This is a genomic window from Aquimarina sp. AD10 (assembly GCF_003443715.1).
Taxonomy (GTDB): Bacteria; Bacteroidota; Bacteroidia; order Flavobacteriales; family Flavobacteriaceae; genus Aquimarina; species Aquimarina aggregata.
In genome coordinates, this window is sequence record NZ_CP031965.1 from 1769235 (window position 1) to 1792768 (window position 23534).

The window sequence follows — 23534 nt, forward strand, 5'->3', positions numbered from 1 at the left end:
CTAGACTTTTTATAGACACTTTAAAATTTAAAGTTTTTGAGCAACTACAAATAAAAACAAATTCATAATTTAAAATTGGTAAAATAGGTAACTCCAAATATGTATTAAATCTAAATACCTATTAATTACTAAACTCACCTAAACTTACTAATTATGAAAAACAAACTTATCGTTACTATTGGAATTTCTCTAATATGTACTTTCACATTTGCACAACCTACTCCTCCTTCTGGAAAAAAATGGGTAAAAGTTGCTAGTTTATCAGATGAATTTAATACTACTTTCGACACAAACAAATGGTCAAAAGTTTTATGGGATTATCCAAACACTCCCACTAAAATGGTTGCACAAAACTCAGGAGTATCCAATGGAAATTTATGGATTAAAGCCACCTTAGATAATAATTCTCAAAGATGGTTTCAAAGTTCTAGAGTTCAATCTAAAGCTCAAATAAAATATCCCATGTATACCGAGTCTAGGATTATAACCGCGCATTTATCTGCATACAATACATTTTGGTTAAATAACGGAGATATAAACAATAGAGATGAAATAGATGTTATCGAAAATAACTCAAGACCAAGTTGTGGATGTCAGCCTAATTTTCCTTGGCAAATGAACTCTCAATATTTTCAAGTTATTAATGGAGACACTAAAAGAGCTCATGGAAATTTTGATAACAGAAACCTATCTAATACTAATCCAAAAAAAGGGGTTCGATGGAACGAGCAATATCACACTGTAGGTGTCTGGTGGAAAGATGCTAAAAATATTCAATTCTACTTAGACGGAGAACCTGCAGGTAAAGTAGTTTCTGCCAGAGATTTTACAAGAAATTTAAATCTTATTTGGGACTTATGGACAGATGATGAAAATTTTCTTGGTGGTGTAGCTGTTAAAAGCCATCTAAATGATAATAGTATCAATACCATGAAAGTTGACTGGGTACACACCTATAAATTAGAAAACACCTCTGGAGGGGGTGGTAATGATGATTCTTATGTTATTAAATCGGTAAAATCAAATAAATGGATCTCTCCTATTAATGACACTTCAAGTAATGGAGGTAAAATCGTTAATCATCAAAATGAAAATGGAGACGCTAGATTATGGAAATTTGTAAATGCAGGTAATGACTATGTGGAAATTAAAAATATTAAATCTGGAAGATGTATAGCAGTTCCAGCAGGCAATACAGACAATGGTATTAAGCTGGTTCAATGGGATTGCAAAGGATATCAAGATCAACATTGGAAGAGAGTAGATCGTGGAAACGGGCAATTCGCCTTCCAAAATAGAAAAACAGGAAAATGTATCGACCTAACAGGAGGAAATACGTCGCACAATACAGAATTTCAACAATGGGATTGTGGTACTTCTAATCAAAATCAACGTTTTTGGATTTTGAGTCCTGGTAAATTAACCTCTGATGATATTGGGTTCGATTCGTCAGGATCTGCTTCTTTAGGTTCATTTACATATCCAAACCCTACGCGCAAAGAGTTAAATATTCCCAAACTACCTAAAGGCACACATATTTTACAAGTAATAGATATGTACGGACAAGTACTCTTAACGCATAAAGTTAAATCAGGTGGTGATGACGTTGTACTTAATGTTGATGGTTTATCTCCTGGCATGTATACCCTTTTGATAAACAATAAACCTCTTAAGTTCGTAAAAGAATAAAATGATTATATAATCGCAAAGAAAGTTGTTTGATTAAATTTAGAAACCGTCTTTTGACATAGCAAATAGACGGTTTCTTACTATTTTCTGAAAATGATTCAATTAACCTCTACATCCTCTGATTACTCCAAATAAATAATCATCTGCAGCTTCTCTATATTCATCTCCGCAATTACGATCAATAGGATTTGTACTTCCGCCTAACACTCTGCCACATTGATCATGATCTAAACAATCCTTTGTCCATGCACTAGCGATTGTAAATACTCCCGGACATCCTGAACCACATCTTCCTAAACAACGATCTCCGTTCACCAATTTACGATCTCTGTAATTTCTTCCACTTGCATCATCATATTCTGCCGTAACAAAAGTATTTTTTCTTATACAAGTAATACCCTCATTTCTACTTTTTAAATTAGTATTGGATGATTTTGAAGCTTTCACTTTTAATTTTGAGTATTTGTAACCATTAGGAGATTTAGCCCAATACTCAAGTAAACGCAACAGCGTATACTCTGTCATAGTAAAGTTATCAACTGATTTCTCTTTGAATAAAAAAAGAGAAATCTCTTCACCAAGTTTTAACAAGATTTTTTTCTGATCAAATGTTAAAACAGCATTCTTTCCATCAAAATCAATAGTCTCATTATCATAAGCTATTGCTGCATTAAGTACATGATCATCTATTTGCACTTCAACAACAAAATACAACTCACTCTTAGAAGATACTTTATACGAAACATTATGTCCTTCGATAATTGTTTGCCCTTTAAACAAATCTTCTTGTTGCATTTCTAATCCAATAACCTCTGAACCCTGATCAGTATCAGGATCACTACAACCAATTAATAACGTTGATAACAAAATAAACAGCAGTCCAAATTTCAATTCAATTTTCATGATATGTATATATTTTAAGTTAGTGAAGTAAAAATAAATCACGCTTGCTATCTTATATAAACCTAAATGTTATAAAATAATTAAGCATAATTTGACATAATCGCTATTTATAGCTTTTGAAAAGTAAGTTTCATCAAAAAATTACCGATTTATCAACACGAAAACGTTGTAGTACAAGACTTATCCAATAGAATTAAGCATTTCATAATAACTTAGTAGAAAGTTAACACAAAACATACTTTTATAAACGAAAAATTACTTTTTATGAAATTGAAATCTTTTAAACCGAAAACATCTTATTTATTTTCGATATTTCTAAAAACCAGAATCCATAACCTTTACTAGGGAAAATAACACTTCGGGGCAGCAATTATTTACTACCAAATTTTCGTAAACACCATTAAAACGAACAAAAGCCACATATTCAAAATTGTACTGACTCATATACATCTTTACTGTAAAGGATAGTGAAAACACAAACTCATAATTGATTACCAAAAAAAAATAAAATGAAAAACACAAACTTAATGCGCTTTCTAACACTCCTGTTATTCTGCTTACCACTATTAAATGCAAATGCCCAGGATGAGGATGTTCTATTTCAAGCTTTTGATTGGAATGTTCAGAACCAACCAGCGGGTCAAACTTGGTATGACGTAGTATCTCAAAATAGAAATGCCATAAACGATGCCGGTATTGATTTAATATGGATGCCACCACCAAGTAACTCTGCAGCTCCTCAGGGGTATCTACCTCGAGAGCTAAATAATCTAAACAGTGCTTACGGAACAGAAGCTCAATTAAAAGATCTAATCAATCAATATCATTCACTTGGAATTAAAGTAATCAGTGATATAGTTATTAATCATAGAGTTGGTACTAATGACGCTGTTACATTTACTAATCCAGCATGGCCTACGTTTTATATTACTGCAGATGATGAAGGAAGAAATTTTGTAAATGGCCCCGTAGAATTTAGTATTAATGGAGATTTTGTACCTGGATTTAGCCTTAAAGCAGATGGTTCTAACGGAACATTTGCGGCAGCAAGAGATTTAGATCATAAAAACCCTGCTGTAAGAGCTGAAATCATAAAATGGATGAGATTTCTTAAAAACGATATTGGTTTTGATGGCTGGAGGTATGATTTTGTACATGGATATGATCCTATTTATAATAAAGAATACAACGATGCAACCAATCCATATTTTGCCGTTGGAGAACTCTTAGAAAGTAGCAGAGTACAAACTAATAATTTTGTGAATAGAACACAGCAATCATCGTCTGCATTTGATTTTAATACAAAAGTTAGTTTACAAAATGCAATAAGAGCTAATAACTTATCTTTCCTTAGAGACTTTCAAGGAAGACCTTCTGGAATGATTGGAATAAATCCTGCTAAATCTGTAACGTTCTTAGATAATCATGATACAGGTTTTGCTCAACAATGCTGTGGATCAGATTTCGTTTTCCCTGGAGGAGAAAGCAACCTAAGAAAAGGATATGCCTATATTTTAACACACCCAGGAAACCCAATGGTCTTTTGGACTCACTTCTTCGATACAGGTTCGGGCGTACGCAATGCCATTACCGATCTTATAGCCATACGAAAAAGTGTTAGAGTTTTTGCAGGTTCATCAATAAACATTGCTGAAGCAAGAAATGATTTGTATGCAGCATATATAGATGGTAGAGATGGAACTATAGCAATGAAATTGGGATCAGGCAATTGGTCACCTAATGGAACCGGATGGGTATTAAGAACATCAGGAAATGATTATGCGGTCTGGACACAGGGAGGAAACAATAATGGAGGTGGAAATGAAACTGTTGCTCCATTTACTGTAAATTTCAAAAAACCTTCTGGATGGGGTAACACTATTAATGCTTATTTCTTTGATGCATCAGCAAACTCCACATTGCCCGGAACTTCAAATTGGCCTGGACAACAAGCTACAAACTTATCCGGAACGCAGTGGTACTCTTATACGGTAACTCCGCAAGCAGGCATATCTGCTGATGATATTAGAGTTATTTTTAATGATGGGGGAAGTAATCAAACCGGAAACTTATCTCGAAATACTACAGGTTGGTATACTGATGGCACATGGACAAATACTTGTCCTTCTGGATGCCCAGGAGAAACAAATCCCCCTACTAATACTTTGGTAACTCTAAATTTCTTAAAACCAAATAGCGGATGGGGAAATACTGCCAATGTATATCTTTACAACAAAGCTACGAATCAGGTTCTATCAGGGACACCGCAATGGCCCGGAACCGCAATGAATAATTTAAATGGAACTTCTTGGAGTAGAAATACATTTACACTACCAAATGGTATAAATGCAAACAGTGTTGGTGTTGTCTTTAACAATGGAGGTAATGATCAACAAACCATCGATCTCACAAGAGGAACCGATGGATGGTTTAGGGTTACAGGCAGTAGTAATGGAAAAAGAACTGGAGTATGGTCTAATAACTGTCCAACAAATTGTCCATCTCAAAATGCAAGAACTTTTATCGATGATTCTCCTATAATTGAATCAAAAGTTGCAATAGCTCCTAACCCAATTACAGATCAAACTAAATTGTATGTCACAACTGTTAATAAAGGTATGTTGGATATTACCGTGTCAAATTTAATTGGTCAATCAAAAACGATTTATAATCAACCTATCCAAGCAGGTACACATGCGATTGATATAAAAAATAATACAACACAACCTAAAGGAATATATTTTTATACCATAAAATTAAATGGAAAAATTTTGGATCAAGTAAAGGGGATCCAAGAATAAGCCCAATTTTTATCTTAACCTAGCTATCGTATTATTATTGAGAGAGATTAGCGGTTGTTACTTATTCTAGTAAGTAGCAACCGCTTTTTAAATTTTGTTTATTACTTTTAACCTAAATTATATTCTATATACTATTTTGATTATACACTTATAGCATGTCGAATATTTAGTATTAACCGCAAAACCATAAGAATACTAGATGAAACAAATACTCATCGCTTATATTTTAATAATTGTATTAAGCTGTAAAACAGAGAAAAAAAATGCTATCGCAAATACTTCAACCAGTATTGAACCAACTACAACGACGCGTATATCAACAAAAAAAGATCATCAGATAAGAGAAATCAAAAAAGCTACAATTGTACCTAAACTTGATGGAATTATGGACGATCCTATATGGAAAGAAGTAAAATGGTATGGGTTGGATCAACGATGGTTAGGTGAAGAATATACTGTTGATGACTTTTTTGGACGTTACAAAATGGCTTGGACACCAGAAGCCATTTATATACTTGTAGAAATTAAAGATGATAAAATATACGACCAATATAAAGATCCACTTACACTATGGTGGGATGATGATTGTGTAGAAATATTTATTGACGCAGATAATTCTGGTGGAAACCATCAGTTTACAAACAATGCTTTTGCTTACCATGTGGCACTTGATGGTAATGTCGTTGATTTAGGAAAAGATGAAAAACCTCTTTTATATAACAATCATATTACGACTAAAAGAGTAACTAAAGGTGATGTTACTGTATGGGAATTTGAGATGATTGTTTATGATGATTCATATGAAGAAGGAAAAGTTAACGATCCTGTAATACTTAGTAAGGATCAAAAGCTTGGTTTTGCAATTGCTTATAATGATAATGATGGCAGCAAAGAAAGAGAAAACTTCATTGGTTCGGTATTTATACCTGGTGAAGAAAAAAATTTAGGTTGGATTAACGCAGACGTATTTGGTACAATTGTTTTAAAAGAATAACATCTTAATTTCACAAGAACATAGAGAAGCTTTTCTCTATGTTCTTGTGAATACTACTTATATGAAATTAATTTTGTTAGTTAACGATAACCGATACCAATTACTTTTAAAATATTAAAATTAGCTAACCGATTTACATTCTAAAACTTCCCTCTATCTTTTGTCGTATTATTTTCTTAATTTACTTCTATTAAATTTGTAGTAAATATAGAAGTTGAAAAACCTTATCATAATAACCGTCGGCATAAAGGTTTTCATTACTTTTGAGTAGCGCACTAAATTAACCTTATTAAAAAAATATTCTGAAACCAAAGTTTTACATACTTCCGGTAATCATTATTTCACAATTTTTTTGCACATCCTTATGGTTTGCAGGTAACGCAGTAATTGATGACCTTGCTACACAATTTACGGTTGATTTTGATATTTTGGGATATCTATTATCTTTTGTACAATTCGGTTTTATAATTGGCACACTTACTTTTGCCCTATTTACTATTGCCGATCGGTACTCACCATCACGAATATTCATGATTTGCGCTATATTAGGAGGTATTTGTAATTTATTATTATTAGTACCAAATATTACGGTATTTAATTTATTGACTGCGCGTTTTGGTACCGGATTCTTTCTTGCGGGGATATATCCTATAGGAATGAAAATAGCTTCTGATTATTATAAAGGTGGATTAGGAAAAGCTTTAGGTTATTTGGTAGGAGCATTAGTATTAGGAACCGCTTTTCCACATTTTATAAATGAATTTTCATGGAGTAGTGATTACAAAGCTGTTATAATAAGTACTTCGGCATTAGCCTTTATTGGCGGAATCAGTATGTGGTTGTTTGTAGCTGATGGCCCATATAGAAAGCCTGTTTCTAAACTACAATTAGGAGTGATTACGCAACTTTTTACTATTCCAAATTTCAAAAAATCTGCATTTGGCTATTTTGGTCATATGTGGGAATTATATGCTTTTTGGGGATTTGTTCCTGTAATCTTAAAAACCTACGCCAGTATTCATCCTGTTAGAATTCAAATATCATTTTGGTCTTTTATTGTTATTGGTATAGGCGCAATATCTTGCATAATCGGAGGGTTAATTTCTTTAAAAAAAGGCAGTAAAAAAGTAGCTTATAATTCTATACTCATTTCAGGAGTATTTTGTTTAGTTTCTCCTCTATTATTTAAATTACCTCCTGATTGGTTTATTATAGCATTATGTATATGGGGCATGGTAGTGATTTCGGATTCACCACAATTCTCAACAATGGTAGCTGCTTCTTCCCCTCCAGAACTAAGAGGTACTGCTCTAACAATTACAAATAGTATAGGTTTTGCCATAACTATTATCAGTATTCAGTTGCTATCATTTTTAATGAATATAATAGACCCTACTCTACTTTATGTATTCTTATGTATTGGACCAATCTTTGGGTTATACGCTTTAAGAAAATAATGGTATACCCTATGAATTTCTATGCAGTACTATATAGAATTAAGACCTTCTTTAATTCTTGACATAGCTTTAGACATATGTGTCTCTACAGTCTTAATCGAAATATCCAACTGTTCAGCAATTTCTCTATACTTAAAACCTTGTATTTTGTTTAATATAAAAATTTCTTTACACTTAGGAGGAAGCTTTTCGATTTCTATATTTACTAAGCGTATGCGATTTTTGATATAATTACTATCTTCTTCTACAAAAAAATCTAAAGTTTCTTTTTTTATACGTTCTATATAGCTTAGTTCTTTTTTATTTTTTTTATAACTATCGATCAACTCATTATAACATGATTTATACAGATAGTTTTTAACAGATGTGTTGATATTTAGTTTTTCTTTATTCTTCCAAACATTGAGCATAACATTTTGCACAATATCTTCAGCTTGCTGTTTATTTCTTGACAAACTAAAAATATAAGCACATAATTCGTTATAGTGCATTTCATATATACGCCTATAAACGAACTCATTCCCTTTTTTGAGCTCTTCTATTTGAATTTTATTCTCTATAACAATTCCTTTTTAACCCACTTTTAACTCTATTCCCGAAACAATTAACAAAAAAATTACATAAATAATAAAAAAAACAGTTTCAGGAGTAAGGGTTTTTTAATTTTTTGGAGTCTTTCATATAAATAAGCCAATAATTAGGATGAAAAGTACTACAGATTTGGAAACAAATCAAATTTTAAAATACTTAAATAACGAGATTTCCGAAATTGATACAATTGAGATCGAAGAGTTATTAAAAGATGAAAAAAATCTTCGATTATTTAAGGAGTGTATTCTTGCTGATCATTATGTCCAGTTAAGCAAAAAGGATTTTGATGATGAAAAGGCTTATTTGTTATTTAAAAAACATATCCAGAATAAAAAACCACTTCCTAAACCAGTTAAAAAAAGAAAAACCAATTATTTAAGATATGCTGCTGTTTTTGTTGGTTTATTGGTTGGGATAACTGCATTCTTAAACCGAGATTTTTTTACTACAAAAGATACCACTACTCTAATTACTTTACAAAAAGATAATGGTAATGTCGAAATTTTAAAGGCAGATGAACTATTCAAAGAGATTGAAAACAAAGAAGGAACTACTATAGCTTTTCAAGAAAAGAATAAAATTGTTTATGAAAATAAAAATAATGATACTTCTAAAGAAGAAATTAGCTACAATACTCTTAAAATCCCTTACGGTAAAAAATTTCAATTAGTGTTATCTGACGGAACAATCGTGCATCTTAACGCTGGCTCAACTCTTAAATTTCCGTCACAATTTATTTCTGGAAAGATTCGAGAAGTTCAATTATCTGGTGAGGCATATTTTGAAGTTGCAAGAAATGAAAAAGATCCTTTTATTGTTTCAACCAATGGAATTCGTACAGAAGTGCTTGGCACAAAATTTAATGTTTCATCTTATGCCAATGATTCTTTTTCTGAAGTTGTTCTTGTAGAAGGTAGTGTTGGTATTTTTAAAGATAAAAACAGATTTGATCATAAAACTGATAAGATTTTAGCTCCTAATCAAAAAGCAAGCTTATCAAAATCTTCACAAAATCTAGATATTTCTAATGTAAACACACAACATTATATCGCTTGGGTAGATGGAATACTTCTTTTCAAAAATGAAAGTTTTGAAACTGTTATGAAGAAACTCGAGAGACACTATGATAAAAAAATCACAATAAATTATTCAAAAATAAAGTCAGAAAAATTCACCGGAAGATTTGATATCGAAGGTATTGAAGATGTATTAAAAACTTTTAAAAGCAATACATTTTTCAATTATACAATCAGAAAAAATGAAATAATTATTAATCCCTAAACAAAAAAAGAATGGTAATGGAATGACCCCAAAAATGAAAATCGAGAAATGCTGGAACATCTCCCGATTTTAGAATAAGCGTAATTTAACAATGGTTCAATCATTAAATCATATTAAAAATATGAAAAAAATTAAACAGAACCGCACTTGTGGTGCGGCAAAATTAATATTTAATTTAAAAATGAGACTAACAATACTTCTAATTTTACTGTCTCTCTTTAGAATAAATGCAAATACCTACTCCCAAAACACTAAAATAAGTTTGGATGTAAAAAATTCAACTATTGAAAATGTTTTCGATTTAATTCAGAAAAAAACAGAATTTAAAGTATTTTTTAAGGTATCAGACGTAAATACAAACAGAAAAGTTTCTCTTAAAGTTTACAATAAAAGAGTTGAATTTATTCTAGACAAAATTTTCAGAAATACAGATGTTTCCTACAAAATAGTAGACAAACAAATTGTATTAATAAAAAAACTTACCAATGCTAAAAAAACTACAATAAAACCTAAACGTCAAGCAAATACTACAGTAAAACCTCAAACAGGTTTTGAAATTACTGGACAAGTTCTTGACAATAGAGGATTACCCATTCCCGGTACTACAGTATCCATCAGAGGTACTAATATTGGAGCTGTTACAGATTTTGATGGAAATTTTACATTAACAGTTTCGTTAACTAATGTATTACTAGTCGAAAATTTAGGATTTCAAAATCAATTAATAACCATTTCTGATCGTAACAAGAAAAATTATGTTGTTACACTTGTAGAATCTGTAGAATCTTTAGAAGAAGTTGTTATTAGTAACGGTTTTCAAAAAATAGATCGTCGTTTATTTGCCGGTGTAGCAACTAAATTGAACACTGAAGATATAAAAATTGATGGTGTTTCTGATGCTTCAAGATTACTTGAAGGACGAGATGCCGGTGTAGTTGTTGATAATGTTTCTGGGTCTTTTGGAGCGTCACCAAGAATTAGAATAAGGGGTAATACCTCTTTAAATGGTAATAACAATCCTATATGGGTTGTAGATGGAGTAATTTTAGAAGATAATGTAGAGCTAGCTCAAGATGACTTATCTTCTGGAGATATTAACTCATTAATAGGTTCTTCTGTTGCTGGATTAAACCCAGATGACATTAAGAGTTTTTCTATCCTAAAGGATGCTTCTGCAACCGCGTTATATGGAGCAAGAGCTAAAAATGGTGTAATTGTAATTACAACCAAAACAGGTAAAAAAGGTAAACTTAGAATAAACTACAACAATAACTTCTCTTACAGACTAAGACCTAGATATACTAATTTTAATGTATTAAATTCTCAACAAGAATTATCTGTATACTCCGAATTAGTTCAAAAAGGATTAATTGATTTAACCACGGCCCAACGTGCAGAGTCTTTTGGTGTTTTAGGGCAATATTTCAATCTTAGAAGAACAAATGATGTTGAAATAGGAGCTAATGGACAGTTAGCCGATAGTTTTTTCGATAGGTTTCAAGTAGCCAATACAGATTGGTTCAGAACATTATTTAAAGATTTTTCTTTACAACAAAATCATTCCTTAAGTATTTCTGGTGGTAGTGATGATGCTGTTTATTACTTTTCTGCAAGTTACTTAAATGATGAAGGTCAGACTATTGGTGATGAAGCGCAGCGTTATACTACAAAATTGAATACCAAGTTTAGAATTTCTGATAACTTTTCTATCGGAACTTCACTTATAGGTAGTTTTAGAGATCAAGTTGCCCCAGGAACCAATGATAGAACTTTAAACCCTTTAAATGGTAATTTTGAACGTGAGTTCGATATCAACCCATATAGTTTTTCTCTAACTAATAGTAGAAGTATCACTCCATTTGATGAAAATGGTAACTTAGAATTTTTTAGAAAGAATTATGCCCCATTCAATATTATACATGAATTAGATAATAACTTCATTAATATTGATGTAACCGATATTACATTTCAAACTGATTTAGATTATAAGATTTCTAAAAACCTTACTGCCAATTCAACGTTTAACTATCGTAAAGCTATTACGCAAAGAGAGCATGTTATTGGAGACAATTCTAACCAAGCAGAAGCTTTTAGAGCAGATGAAGGGGTATTGGCAGGTGTAAACCCATTTTTGTACCAAGATAGAGATAACCCAACTAGACCACCATTTTCTATATTACCAGAAGGAGGTATTAATATCTACAATGAAGATGTTTTAGATTATTTATACTGGAGAAACTCAATTTCTTGGAATCCAAGAATTAACGAAAACAATGAGTTTACATTTTTATTAGGACAAGAAATCAAATCTACCAATAGACAAAGAAGAGAATATAATGGTATAGGTATTTCTTATGAAAACGGTTTCTTAATTAATACTGACCCAGATGCAATAGATCAATTAATAGATGGAAACGATCAATATTTCGATATTGAAAATTTCAGAGATCGTTTTGTAGGATTCTTTTTTAATGGTGGTTACACTCTAAATAATAAATATACCGTTAATGGTACATTAAGATATGACGGTTCTAACTTACAAGGCTCTAGTCCTAAAGCAAGATACTTAACTAACTATAATATTAGTGGAGCCTGGAATATTGGAAGAGAAGATTTCATGAAAGCTGATTGGATAAATGCATTAAAGTTAAAAGCTACTTATGGATTATCTGGTGGAAGAGGTCCTTTGACAAGTGCATCTCTAGACTTAAGAGGACAACTTCCTTTAAGACCTCAAGATATAGAGAGTATTATCAGAATTAATTCATTAGAAAACAATGATCTTACTTTTGAAAAATTAAAAGAATTTAGTACTGGATTAGAATTCGGATTGTTTGGAAACAAAGTGTTAGGTGAGATAGGATATTACAAACGTAACTCTTTTGATTTAATTGGAACTATAAAAACCAGTGGTGTTGGTGGAGAAGCATTTAAGACTGGTAATTTTGCCGATCTAAGTGTTGAAGGTTATGAATTTGCTTTAACTACTACAAATATAAAAACTGGTAATTTTGAGTGGACGAGTAATATAAATGTAGGGTATAATACTGAAGAAGTTGAAGAACTTCAATTTAATCCACGTTTGGTAGATTTAATATCTCCAACTGGATCTCCATTTACAGGTCGTGAAATATCTGCATTATACTCAGTACGTTTTGCTGGACTTAATGAATTTGGTATTCCAACATTTTTTGATGCTGACAATAACATTGTTACTGATATTAATCTCCAAAGTAGAGAGGATATTGAACGTATATTAAAATATGAAGGCCCTACACAGCCAAGAGGAGCTGGAGGTTTTAATAACACTTTTACTTATAAAGGATTTACACTTTCTGCTAATGTTTCTTTTAAATTTGATTATAAAATTCGTTTAAACAGTAACTTTTCTGGTTCTTATACTGATTTTAACTCTTTACCTGGTGAGCTAATCAATAGATGGGCAATTCCTGGAGATGAAAATATCACTAACATACCTGCAATTTTAGATCGTAGAATTCTAATTTCAGAACTTAATGCTACGGTAAATAATGGTGTTTTAGTTGGAGGAGATAATGCATATCAATTGTATAACAATAGTGACTTAAGAGTTGTTGATGGTACCTATGCTCGTATGAGATCTTTAGCACTAGGATATACAATACCTGATTCTTATGCAAAAAGACTTGGAATTAGTTCTGCAAAAATCAGAATGCAAGGAGAAAATTTATTCTTATTATATTCTGATAAAGGTTTGAACGGTCAGGATCCTGAATTTTTCAATTCTGGTGGTGCTGCATTACCTGTACCTAAGACAGTAACACTTTCACTTAATGTTGGATTTTAAAAAAAGGAAAAATTATGAAGAACAATAAAATACAATCCTATATACTCTTATTTCTTCTTGCAACTATAGTAGGAAGTTGTGACAGTTATTTAGATGAATCACCAGATGACAGGTTAAACCTAGATACTGTAGACAAAGCAGCAAAGGTAGTTGCTGATGCATATTCGCAAGGAAGTTATGTTTTTACCGATACATATACTGATTTAGTAGGCCCAACAGGAAATCCAGATGGTGCTGGTGTAATACAAAATTCTGGAGGAAATACTATTCGTATACAAGATGTACAAACTTATACTTGGGCTGATGTTGATGCTATTTTTCAAGAAACGCCAACCTATTTTTGGGATAATACGTATGAAGCAATTGCACAGGCTAATGAAGTTTTAGCAGTAATTGATAACCTACCTGGTGATGACAAACAAAGAGAAGCTGTAAAAGGTGAAGCTCTTTTAACACGTGCATACAACCATTTCATGTTAGTAAATGTATTTGGTTTGCATTTTGATGCTAACGCATCTTCAAATCTTGGTGTACCTTATGTTTTAAAGCCTGAGACCGAGTTCTTACCTAGCTATACTAGAAATACAGTAGCGGAAGTTTATGAACTAGCTGAAAAAGATTTATTAGAAGGATTAGCCCTGATCAATGATAATTTCTTTTCAGGAACTGGCAAATATCATTTTACGAAAAAAGCTGCTCAGGCTTTTGCATCAAGATTTTATTTATGGAAAGGAGATTATGCAAATTGTAAGAAGTATAGTGATCTTTTCTTAGATGGTGCTCCGCAAATTTATGTAAAAGACTATGCAGATCTTCAAGGGTCAGGTTATAATGACATTGCAGATAAATATAGTAATCCAGAAGACGAAAGTAACGTCCTTGTGATATCTAAAATTAGTAATTTCCAACGTAGAGGTACTGGTTTTAGATTGAACATCAATGGTATCAATCAATTATTTAGAAACGCATTAGGTGTAAATGATCAAAGAACATCTACTGGGATATGGAATGTAGGTACTGATGCAAGATATTTATCAAGACTAAGAGAATTCTTTTTTAGAGAAAATTTATCTTCTAATTCAGGATTACCTTACCATATCGCACAAGAGTTAAAAGGTGAAGAAGTACTACTTAATAGAGCTGAGGCTAATTTATTTCTTGGAGATCAACCAGCTGCATTAAACGATGTAAACGTTTTAGCGAGATTACGATATAATGGTAACGAATATACGGATGTTGCAGCCATTGTAACTTTTTATGGAGCAGCTAATGAACAAGATGGAGTTTTAGAACTTATCCTTGATGAAAGAAAGAAAGAATTTCTTGATCATGGTCTACGTTGGTTCGATATCAAACGTTTCAATATTCCAGTAACTCATGTACTTCCTGAAAGTCAAGGTGGGGGAACTTTTGAACTCTTAGCTAACGACCCTAGAAAAGCTGTACAAATTCCTAGTGATGCAATTTCATTTGGATTAACTCCAAACCCTAGATAAAATATAAACTATGAAAACGCCAAAAACAATAATTAAAAATATAGTATTGCTCGCATTTTGTTTAGTAGTTGTTGCTGCTTGTGAAAGAGAAGAAACAATACAACCTACTGCTATATTCGAAAATGGAGATGCAGAATCTACTGCAGAACTAGATCAATTTCTTAAACGAGAGTTTAGAGATCCTTATGGAAGCTTAATTCTCTATAAGTTCGTTGATCGATATATTGACCCTAGAAGATCCGCTACCCCACCACGTCTTGAAGTGGTTAAGCCGATTGCTGAACTTATTAAGCAAGCATGGATACAACCATACAACAAAGCATCTGATCGTGGAGAAGATTTCTTAAGAGATTTCTTTCCTGGAGAAATTGTGATTTTAGGATCTCCACTATTTAATGGTGATGGAACAATTACTTTAGGGATTGCAGATTCTGGAGTTAGAGTAACACTTACTCAAGCTAATGACTATTTTCCTGGTAATGACGCATGGATTCTTCAAACATTTAGAACATTACATCATGAATTTGCCCATATAGTGGATCAAAACTTCAATTTTGATGTAGATGCGTTCTTTAAAATTTCTGGTGATGATTATACCTCTCCAGGAACTTGGACACAAGAAAATTTAAATAGTGCAATTGAAAGAGGAATGGTTACCCCTTACGGTACTTCTGCAGTAGGTGAAGATTTCGCAGAATTAATCGCCTATATAATTACTACTGATCCAGACGAATTTGCAGCAACATATATCACTCCAGAGGATTGTACAGGTCTTGGACAAGATTGTTTAGATAGAAATATCGGTAGAGCTCGTATTCAAGAAAAATACGATGTTGTTGTAAAATATATGAAAGAAGATGTTGGGATTGATCTTTTAACATTAAGAGATGAATTCTTGAACAGTGTTAATTAATAAAATTTAGAATATGATGTTAAAAAATATTAAACTATATATAGTACTTTTTATTACTCTAGGTTTTATAGCTTGTAGTAGTGATAATGAAGTAGAACCCTTATTTGATGGAGACATTGATAGTCGTGTAAATGAGCGATTACAAAGTTATACAAACACACTTGTTAGCTCTGAATTTGGGTGGAAAGCAGACTATCGACCTCAAGATGATAGCGGTGTATATAATTTTTACTTAAAGTTCAATGCTGATAATACAGTAGAAATAGTTTCAGATTTTAATAATGGAACTGATGATTTACCAACTACCTACAGAATAGGTAAGAGTCAATTCCCCGAATTAGTTTTTGAAAACTTTTCTACTTTTCATAGATTATTTGAGCTAGAAGGGTTTAGACTAGGTGCTGAGTTTGAATTTCTATTTGAAGAAGTTACCAGTGATATGGTTACTTTCAAAAGTAAAACTGATGCAGGCGATAATAAATCAACTTTAACCTTAGTCAAAGCTACTGCTGCCGATAAAGAAGCTGTAGAAAATCTTCAAGGTCTAGACACACGTATTGAGGATGGTCATATGACAACACTTCCTTTTAGAGGAATCACTGTAGCTAATACAGCTGCCGAAATTGTATTTTCAGGATCACTAGCATACGATGATCTTGAAAGAGTAGCAACTGTAATTTCTGAAGGAGACGACAGCAGTGAAGTAGTTACTGAAATCCCTATAGAAGTAACAGAAGGTGGTTTAAATTTTGTAGAACCAGTTACATTAGCTGGAACAGCTTTTCAAGAATTTACATATGATGTTACAAATAATAATTTCACTTCTGTAGTAGATGGAAACACGGCAGTTATAGCACATGCAAGTTTACCTTTATATATCAATAATGATATATTTGGTATAGGAACTAGTCCTTCTGGTAGTAGATTTTTATATCGTCCTTCTTTAGGAGCTAACCCATTAACTTCTGCAGGGTTTGATGCCATAGTTGCTCAAATCAATACCGATCTTGCTGCTTTTGGTTTGGTTTTTGAACAATTTATTTTCACTACAGACCCAAGTGCTACAGGAATAAACACAACGCTTACTATTGGTTTCACAAGGCCTTCTGATGGTGGTTTCTTTACAGGAATTTATGATTTTGAAGGGTCTATTGTAGACAAAAAATTAGTACTTACTTATCAAGGTCCAAATCCAACTGAAGGAAACCCTGGTAATAGCGGATTCTTTGAGGCATCATCTTTAAATATGATCAACTTTTTTGGTAACCCTGACGGTTTAATTTATACAGATAGAGGACCTTTTAGATCAGATACAAGTGCGTTCTCAAATGAAGCAGCATCACTTTTAAGTGCACAAGACCCTTCATTAAGTGTATATGCTGTATGGTTTTAAATCTTAATTGTATTTATAATAAACTATTGATTCCCCAGCAATAGCCTTACTAACTCAACTTTCTAAAACCCAGAACTTAAAGTTCTGGGTTTTTTCATTTTCGAAAACCTCAGTATTCAACAGAGACTACCCAATATCTTATTAACATTTACTTAAGAATAACTTCGTTTTTTCAATGTATTTTAGAAAATAAAAATAATGGGTAAGTCTATTTTCATAATTCTTCTAGTCTTTATTACTCCAAATGTATTTTCGCAAAGCAGTACAGAAGTGTTTATACTCGATATTTCAAAAAAGGGAAACAATTTTGAATTAAAAAATCAAAGAAATATTTCTAACAATGAGGGATATGATAATCAACCATCTTTTTTAAATAACGATATCCTATTATTTTCATCAACCAGAAATAAACAAACCGACATAAAAACCTATAATGATAAAACTTCTGAGATAAATTGGATTACAAATACCAAAGAGGGGAGTGAATATTCTCCTATCAAAATACCCAATCAGAATGCAATTTCTTCTATACGCCTAGACACAAACGGAACTCAATTACTTTACCGTTATGATTATAAAACAGGAATACCTAAAATTCTTTTAAAAGATTTAAAAGTTGGCTATCACTGTTGGTACAACGAACATACACTTGCATCTGCTGTTTTAGAAGACAATGGATTGTCTTTAGTAATCTCAGACCTAAAAAATGCTACTAATAAAACGCTTCAAAAGAATATAGGAAGAGCCCTTCATAAGATACCTGACACTAAATTGTTAAGTTATATTAGTAAGGAAAATAAGCAATGGAAAATTAAATCTATAGATCCTATTACTGGCAAGACTTCTACAATAATAAATACAATAGCACAGTCTGAAGATATATGTTGGCTACCAGATGGCACTATCTTAATGGCAAAAGGAAATACTATTTTTAAATATAATTCTAAAACAGATAAAAACTGGAGTATTTTACATGCTTTTTTAGATAAAGAAATTAATACCATCACTCGGATTAGTACTAACCAAAAAGGAGATCGTATAGCGATTGTATCTGATATTTCACCAGAACATATCGTTCAAAAACAGTTAGACGCCTATAATGCCAGAGATATCGATGCTTTTCTAGCTACGTACTCCAATACTATAAAAGTATTTTCCTATCCCAATGAATTAAATTATGAAGGAAAGGAAGCTATGAAAAAATCATATGCTAGTTTTTTTGATTCTACTCCTGATCTTCATTGCGAAATTAAGAACCGAATTGTTATAGGTAATAAAGTAATCGATGAAGAGTTTTTAACCATCAACGGAAAAAATTATGCTGCTGCTGCCATATATGAAGTTAAAAATGGTAAAATCGTAAAAGTTACTTTTATTCAATAACGACATTTTATTTATTATGAAGATACAACTTGTACTTATAGTACTATTAACTTTTGTAATTACTACACCCAATAGAGCTCAATCTATTATAATCGAAAACATTAATATTATTGATGTCGAATCAGGAAAAATAAAAAAGAATCAATACATAGCTATTGAAAACCAAAAAATTTCTATAATTTCTACAAAAAAAATAACTCCATTTGAAAACACTAAGGTGATTAACGGTATAAATAAATTTATCATTCCTGGAATGATAGATTCTCATATACATTTTTTTCAAACAGGAAATATTTATACCAGACCAGATGCAATTGATTTAACGAGTATTGTTCCTTATAAAAAAGAAATTCAATTTGCAAAAGACATCTTAACCGATAATTTCAGAAGATATCTTAGATTGGGTATTACAACAATCATGGATCTTGGAGGGCCCTTTTATAATTTTAAGATACGAGATAGCATTGCTAAACATAATTTATCTCCAAATGTATATGTTACTGGGCCTTTGTTTTCTTCATACCAACCTAAAGCTTTTTCTAAATTAAAAGATACCCCAATTGAAAATATAAAATCAATTTCTGAGGCAACTGCTCTTTTCAACAAAATGCTGGTCTCAAAACCGGATTTTATAAAAATATGGTATATCGCAAGTAAAAATAATCCCGCCGAAAACTACTACCCAATTGTTGAACATGTAGCCGAATTAACACACAAAAATAATCTTAAGTTAGCTGTTCATGCAACACAACTCAAAACCGCCAAACTTGCAATAAAAGCAGGAGCAGATATACTGGTTCATAGTGTTTCGGATACTTTAATTGATCCAGAATTTATAAACCTTCTGAAAAAAAATGAAGTTACCTATATCCCCACATTAATTGTTTCAAAAAATTATGGTAAAGGTTTTTTAACTAAACTAGATAACCATTATCAAGATTTGACTTATGCCAACCCTATGGTTTATCGGTCTTTTACAGATTTAAAACAGTTTTCAAATAAAGAAATCCCTGAAAGAATTGCGACTTTAAGAGAAAATCAAGATGCATATATTAATCGTATTAATGCAAGTGAAAGTATAATGCTCAAAAATCTAAAAACAATTACTAGTTCTGGAGTTAATATCGCTACTGGTACGGATGCAGGAAATATTGGTACCGTACATGCTTCGTCTTATATTCAAGAAATAGAAGCTATGCAAAGATCGGGCATTAGTAACCTTGATATTCTTAAAGCATCTACAATAAATGCAGCAAGAGGATTTGGACTATCAGAAAAACTAGGGACTATACAAAAAGGAAAGATAGCAGATTTGGTTATCCTTAAAAACAATCCCTTAGAAAATATTAAAAATATTAATTCGGTTGATATGGTCATAAAGAATGGAGAGGTTCTGGAAATTGATGAATTAATTAAAGAAACACCAGAGCAGCTTATTCAAAGACAAGTTAATGCTTATAATGCCAGAGATCTTGATGCATTCATAAACACCTATTCTGATGATATCAAAATCTATAATTTTCCAGAGCAGCTAATCATGGATGGAAAAGAACAAGTGAAAGAACGATTTGCCAAAATGTTCCAAAATACACCTAATCTATATTGTGAAATAAAAAATCGGATGGTATTAGGAAACAAAGTAATAGATCAAGAACATGTTAGGTTTGGTAATAAGTATTCTGATGTTATGGCCATCTATGAAATTAAAAATGGAGTAATCTCGAAAGTTACTTTTGTAAGATAAGTTTATTCGACTGTAAAATACTCTTTAATAGAAATAGGTTGATTATCATTTGTAAATCCCTCGATAGAAATTTCATATTGCCCGGCAACATCTGATGTGAAAAAATTTATATCATATTTAGGATTATTTAGTACCACATTTGGTTGCCATAGCAATTGATTTCTGTAATCCGGGATACGAGAATACTCTTCTTGACTATCATAACGCTGATTAAAGTATTTTTTTTCGGTTTTTAAATCGGCTAACTGTATTGGTGCTAGGTTTACTTTTTCTTTAGAGGTTTTTAAAAAAGTTTCATCTATACTTTTTATAATAACTACCCCATCAAAAACTTTCGCTCCTACATAATATTTATCTCTAATAAAACTAATACTCTTTACATTACGCGCATCATACTCTATAACTTTATCTTGTTCTTGAATAAATATACCATCGACTATTAACAATGGAGGCATTTGTTTTGCACCTATTTCAGGATAATTCCCTCGGACTCCAAACACTCGATTACCATTTGCATCTTTCTTAATCCAAACACCTTCTACAACTTCAATTATGGTTTCTTTTACTGTGCTAAACCTTGTATAATCGTCCAAATTATACGTAATGATGTTTTCGCCATAAAAAGAATTCATATTAAATGCTTCTTGTATTGTATCAGGTTTTACTCCATAGAAACTGTTTTCTATTTGATTATGCACACTACGTTTTTCTATTTGATTTTTATACGAAGTAGTGATTTTAAATTGATAAAAATCATTGGTAAAATTCTTTATTTCCGGAAATTCATCAAGTTTGATAACATATTTTCCTTTGTTTTCTCCTAATACTTGAATACGTACTTCATTTTTATTATTTCGGTCATGTAAATTAAATACAAATCTTCCTTTTTCATCTGTTGTCACTATTTTTAAGTCACTTACTTCTCCGGCAATAGATACACCAACATTTTGCAATGCAATTGGTAAAGATGAATCTGAAGTCAAGATTCTTCCGTACATGAGCTCTCCTCGCATTTCTGGTAAGAAAACTAAGGTACCTGGCGAGATATTCTTTTTTTCTAAAGAACCGTCTATACTCGCTTTAGAAAAACCAATTGTATTTTGCGGTATTGATTTTATAAAAGTATCTTTTCTTCTAATTGAAATAGAAACATTAGCTTTATTATTCTGAAACGCATTACACTCTAGCGTAAGTTTTACAGGAGCTCTTCTAGTATAAGTAGTACGATCTAGAGTTACCCCTAATTTTAATTCATTTATCTTTTTAGTGCTCGAAAAATTAGTATTTACTAATGATTGTTCTGAAGAAACTAATAGAGAATCGTTTTCTACCAATACCTTACTTTGATTACCTTGATAAGGATTAAGAATACTTATATCTTCATTAAAATACCCAGAATTTTCATTTAACATCCATTGCGTATATCCCACTAGTTTATAATTACCAGATGGAATAGCTACAGGTACAAAAAAATCCCCTTGTCCTCTACCTTTTACTAATTTGATTTTATGCTGAAAAACAGATTCGTTATTTTCATTAATCAAACTTACATAAGCTACTGTACTTATAGTACTTAGTTGATTATTTTGGGTATTAAAACAGTATAAGCTGTAATAAAGGTATTCTCCCGCAAAAATCAAGGAACTGTTATAATGTATAAATACTTTCTCTTGAGGAATCAGTTTATAGCCTTCGATCTCTTTGTCCGTCTTTAGTGCTGTTTTACGTTGCGCATGCAAACTTGAAACTAAAATAAAGATGATATATAAAAGTGATTTTATCTTCACAAGAATATTTTTAATATTAAACATTAGTAAATTTTTATAGAGATCTAATACTTACTCTATCCAAAAATCTGGTGCCACTCCTCTACCAAAAACACTACAATCCCCACATGATCTTGGCACAAAAACAAAATCTCCTGACATAGGTGGATCTTCTTTAAAAAATTTAAAGCCACCTGATCGTATAAAATCAGTTGCTATCCTTCTTCTAAATGCCTCTGCCGTTTCAAAATCTTCTTGTTCTGGAGCTACAAAAGCACAATTAAGTGTAAATCTTGGTAAATCTCCAATTACCTCATCGCGATTAAAAAATATACGTTTTTCAGAAACTGACGAAACATCAAAAAAGCCTAAGACTTTTTCGTCTGGGTTTTCATTGGAAACTATATTACTACTTATAAAACCAGGTTGAATTTGAGAAAATATACTTTCTGAATCTGAAAAACTATCAAGTGTCTCATAAAACCCATTGGCATCTCTGGATTGCACATACTGTCTAATAAATATACTATATCTGTCTGCTACACGTATATCATCTGATTTTATAAAATGCACTAAAAAACCATCTAATCTATCTTCACTTAAAGCAGTTGTATTTGTAGTAATTATAGTATTTGATTTACCACCGTTATAACACTGACGTTCACTACTAGGTCTATCTACCCTGCTAAATATAGTTTCTCCTGCTTCAACAGTAGATACCAAATCTTGTCCAACCCAAAAAGGTGCAGAAATCCTATAAGTTTCTTCAAATTCATATCTATAATATTTCGAGTTACCGCTTGGATCAAAAGCATCGATTAAAATACCTACACCTCCTACTCCATCACTATTAAACATTTTTACAGGTCGAACATCATCAATTGCCGTCTCCTGAGGTAAAAACAGTTCCTCTGTTGTGTATGATTTACCTTCTAAGGTTTCAATAGATAATCGATATCCCTTATTGGGTAATGCTTTAAATTCTTGAGCAGAACGATATACTCCCGGAGATGGTTCTTCAAAGATGTATTCTACTGTAGAATCTTCTATTATTTTTATAGTAGCGCCTTGTTCAGCCTGCGCTTTATCTTCTTCGAACTTAAAGGTTCTTGATAATAGTATTTGCTGAAATTTCATTTCATTAGTAATTGTAGTATTAATTACTAATATACTCTCAAAATCCTGACTTTCTACCTCAAATGTTTCTACACAACGAGATGAAATCATGCCTATGAAAACTAAAGCTAATACTTTGGTTAACTTCCTATATCTTTCTATTTTTTTAATACATCTCATC

The 23534-nt window shown here is 31.7% G+C and carries 15 protein-coding genes; 11 read left to right on the plus strand and 4 right to left on the minus strand.

Features of this window, described 5'->3' with window-relative positions; genetic code table 11:
- Window positions 1–153: 153 nt before the first annotated feature.
- Complete coding sequence (locus D1816_RS07510; protein WP_118501964.1) at window positions 154–1689, plus strand: RICIN domain-containing protein; 1536 nt, start codon at window positions 154–156, stop codon at window positions 1687–1689.
- Window positions 1690–1791: 102 nt separating this feature from the next.
- On the opposite strand, the gene D1816_RS07515 is transcribed toward D1816_RS07510, so the two are convergent.
- Window positions 1792–2592: a hypothetical protein gene (locus D1816_RS07515; protein WP_118501966.1), complete on the minus strand. Its 801-nt coding sequence runs from the start codon at window positions 2590–2592 to the stop codon at window positions 1792–1794.
- Window positions 2593–3101: 509 nt separating this feature from the next.
- On the opposite strand from D1816_RS07515, the gene D1816_RS07520 reads away from it, so the two are divergent.
- From D1816_RS07520 to D1816_RS07530, 3 genes are all read left to right on the plus strand, one after another.
- Window positions 3102–5393, plus strand: coding sequence for a starch-binding protein (locus D1816_RS07520; RefSeq protein ID WP_118501968.1), 2292 nt, complete (start codon window positions 3102–3104; stop codon window positions 5391–5393).
- 199 nt (window positions 5394–5592) lie between these two features.
- Window positions 5593–6387 (plus strand): sugar-binding protein, encoded by a 795-nt coding sequence (locus D1816_RS07525; RefSeq protein ID WP_118501970.1) that lies wholly within the window; start codon window positions 5593–5595, stop codon window positions 6385–6387.
- Between the two features lie 338 nt (window positions 6388–6725).
- Window positions 6726–7844 carry an MFS transporter gene (locus tag D1816_RS07530; RefSeq protein ID WP_369887308.1) on the plus strand — a complete coding sequence of 373 codons (1119 nt, stop codon included), beginning with the start codon at window positions 6726–6728 and terminating at the stop codon, window positions 7842–7844.
- Between the two features lie 29 nt (window positions 7845–7873).
- Here the strand turns inward: D1816_RS07530 and D1816_RS07535 are convergent, their stop codons facing one another.
- On the minus strand, window positions 7874–8299 hold the full coding sequence (locus D1816_RS07535; RefSeq protein WP_232517428.1) for an RNA polymerase sigma factor: 426 nt from the start codon (window positions 8297–8299) through the stop codon (window positions 7874–7876).
- A 247-nt stretch (window positions 8300–8546) separates the two neighbouring features.
- On the opposite strand from D1816_RS07535, the gene D1816_RS07540 reads away from it, so the two are divergent.
- The 7 genes from D1816_RS07540 (at window position 8547) to D1816_RS07570 (ending at window position 20471) form a co-directional block, all read left to right on the plus strand.
- The gene (locus D1816_RS07540) at window positions 8547–9716 is read left to right on the plus strand and encodes a FecR family protein (protein WP_118501975.1); all 1170 of its coding nucleotides are present in this window, start codon (window positions 8547–8549) and stop codon (window positions 9714–9716) included.
- 121 nt (window positions 9717–9837) lie between these two features.
- A complete protein-coding gene (locus D1816_RS07545; protein ID WP_158597792.1) occupies window positions 9838–13542 on the plus strand; it encodes a SusC/RagA family TonB-linked outer membrane protein in 3705 nt (1234 codons plus the stop codon).
- A 14-nt stretch (window positions 13543–13556) separates the two neighbouring features.
- Window positions 13557–15038 carry a RagB/SusD family nutrient uptake outer membrane protein gene (locus D1816_RS07550; RefSeq protein ID WP_066318155.1) on the plus strand — a complete coding sequence of 494 codons (1482 nt, stop codon included), beginning with the start codon at window positions 13557–13559 and terminating at the stop codon, window positions 15036–15038.
- 10 nt (window positions 15039–15048) lie between these two features.
- Window positions 15049–15951, plus strand: a complete 903-nt coding sequence (locus D1816_RS07555; protein ID WP_066318158.1) for a substrate import-associated zinc metallohydrolase lipoprotein — start codon at window positions 15049–15051, stop codon at window positions 15949–15951.
- A gap of 13 nt (window positions 15952–15964) precedes the next feature.
- Window positions 15965–17344, plus strand: a complete 1380-nt coding sequence (locus D1816_RS07560) for a DUF4302 domain-containing protein (RefSeq protein WP_118501979.1) — start codon at window positions 15965–15967, stop codon at window positions 17342–17344.
- A gap of 198 nt (window positions 17345–17542) precedes the next feature.
- The gene (locus D1816_RS25975) at window positions 17543–18727 is read left to right on the plus strand and encodes a nuclear transport factor 2 family protein (RefSeq protein WP_199729970.1); all 1185 of its coding nucleotides are present in this window, start codon (window positions 17543–17545) and stop codon (window positions 18725–18727) included.
- A gap of 16 nt (window positions 18728–18743) precedes the next feature.
- Window positions 18744–20471 carry an amidohydrolase family protein gene (locus D1816_RS07570; protein WP_118501982.1) on the plus strand — a complete coding sequence of 576 codons (1728 nt, stop codon included), beginning with the start codon at window positions 18744–18746 and terminating at the stop codon, window positions 20469–20471.
- Between the two features lie 2 nt (window positions 20472–20473).
- Here the strand turns inward: D1816_RS07570 and D1816_RS07575 are convergent, their stop codons facing one another.
- Together D1816_RS07575 and D1816_RS07580 are read right to left on the minus strand one after the other, a co-directional pair.
- Window positions 20474–22258 carry a hypothetical protein gene (locus tag D1816_RS07575; RefSeq protein ID WP_147405108.1) on the minus strand — a complete coding sequence of 595 codons (1785 nt, stop codon included), beginning with the start codon at window positions 22256–22258 and terminating at the stop codon, window positions 20474–20476.
- A 51-nt stretch (window positions 22259–22309) separates the two neighbouring features.
- Window positions 22310–23533: a DUF4249 domain-containing protein gene (locus tag D1816_RS07580; protein ID WP_157766190.1), complete on the minus strand. Its 1224-nt coding sequence runs from the start codon at window positions 23531–23533 to the stop codon at window positions 22310–22312.
- Between the last annotated feature and the right edge of the window lies 1 nt (window position 23534).

Coding starts and splice junctions, on each gene's coding strand:
- D1816_RS07510 (WP_118501964.1), top strand. CDS start 154: ATGAAAAACAAACTTATCGTTACTATTGGAATTTCTCTAATATGTACT.
- D1816_RS07515 (WP_118501966.1), bottom strand. CDS start 2,592: ATGAAAATTGAATTGAAATTTGGACTGCTGTTTATTTTGTTATCAACG.
- D1816_RS07520 (WP_118501968.1), top strand. CDS start 3,102: ATGAAAAACACAAACTTAATGCGCTTTCTAACACTCCTGTTATTCTGC.
- D1816_RS07525 (WP_118501970.1), top strand. CDS start 5,593: ATGAAACAAATACTCATCGCTTATATTTTAATAATTGTATTAAGCTGT.
- D1816_RS07540 (WP_118501975.1), top strand. CDS start 8,547: ATGAAAAGTACTACAGATTTGGAAACAAATCAAATTTTAAAATACTTA.
- D1816_RS07545 (WP_158597792.1), top strand. CDS start 9,838: ATGAAAAAAATTAAACAGAACCGCACTTGTGGTGCGGCAAAATTAATA.
- D1816_RS07550 (WP_066318155.1), top strand. CDS start 13,557: ATGAAGAACAATAAAATACAATCCTATATACTCTTATTTCTTCTTGCA.
- D1816_RS07555 (WP_066318158.1), top strand. CDS start 15,049: ATGAAAACGCCAAAAACAATAATTAAAAATATAGTATTGCTCGCATTT.
- D1816_RS07560 (WP_118501979.1), top strand. CDS start 15,965: ATGATGTTAAAAAATATTAAACTATATATAGTACTTTTTATTACTCTA.
- D1816_RS25975 (WP_199729970.1), top strand. CDS start 17,543: ATGGGTAAGTCTATTTTCATAATTCTTCTAGTCTTTATTACTCCAAAT.
- D1816_RS07570 (WP_118501982.1), top strand. CDS start 18,744: ATGAAGATACAACTTGTACTTATAGTACTATTAACTTTTGTAATTACT.
- D1816_RS07580 (WP_157766190.1), bottom strand. CDS start 23,533: ATGAGATGTATTAAAAAAATAGAAAGATATAGGAAGTTAACCAAAGTA.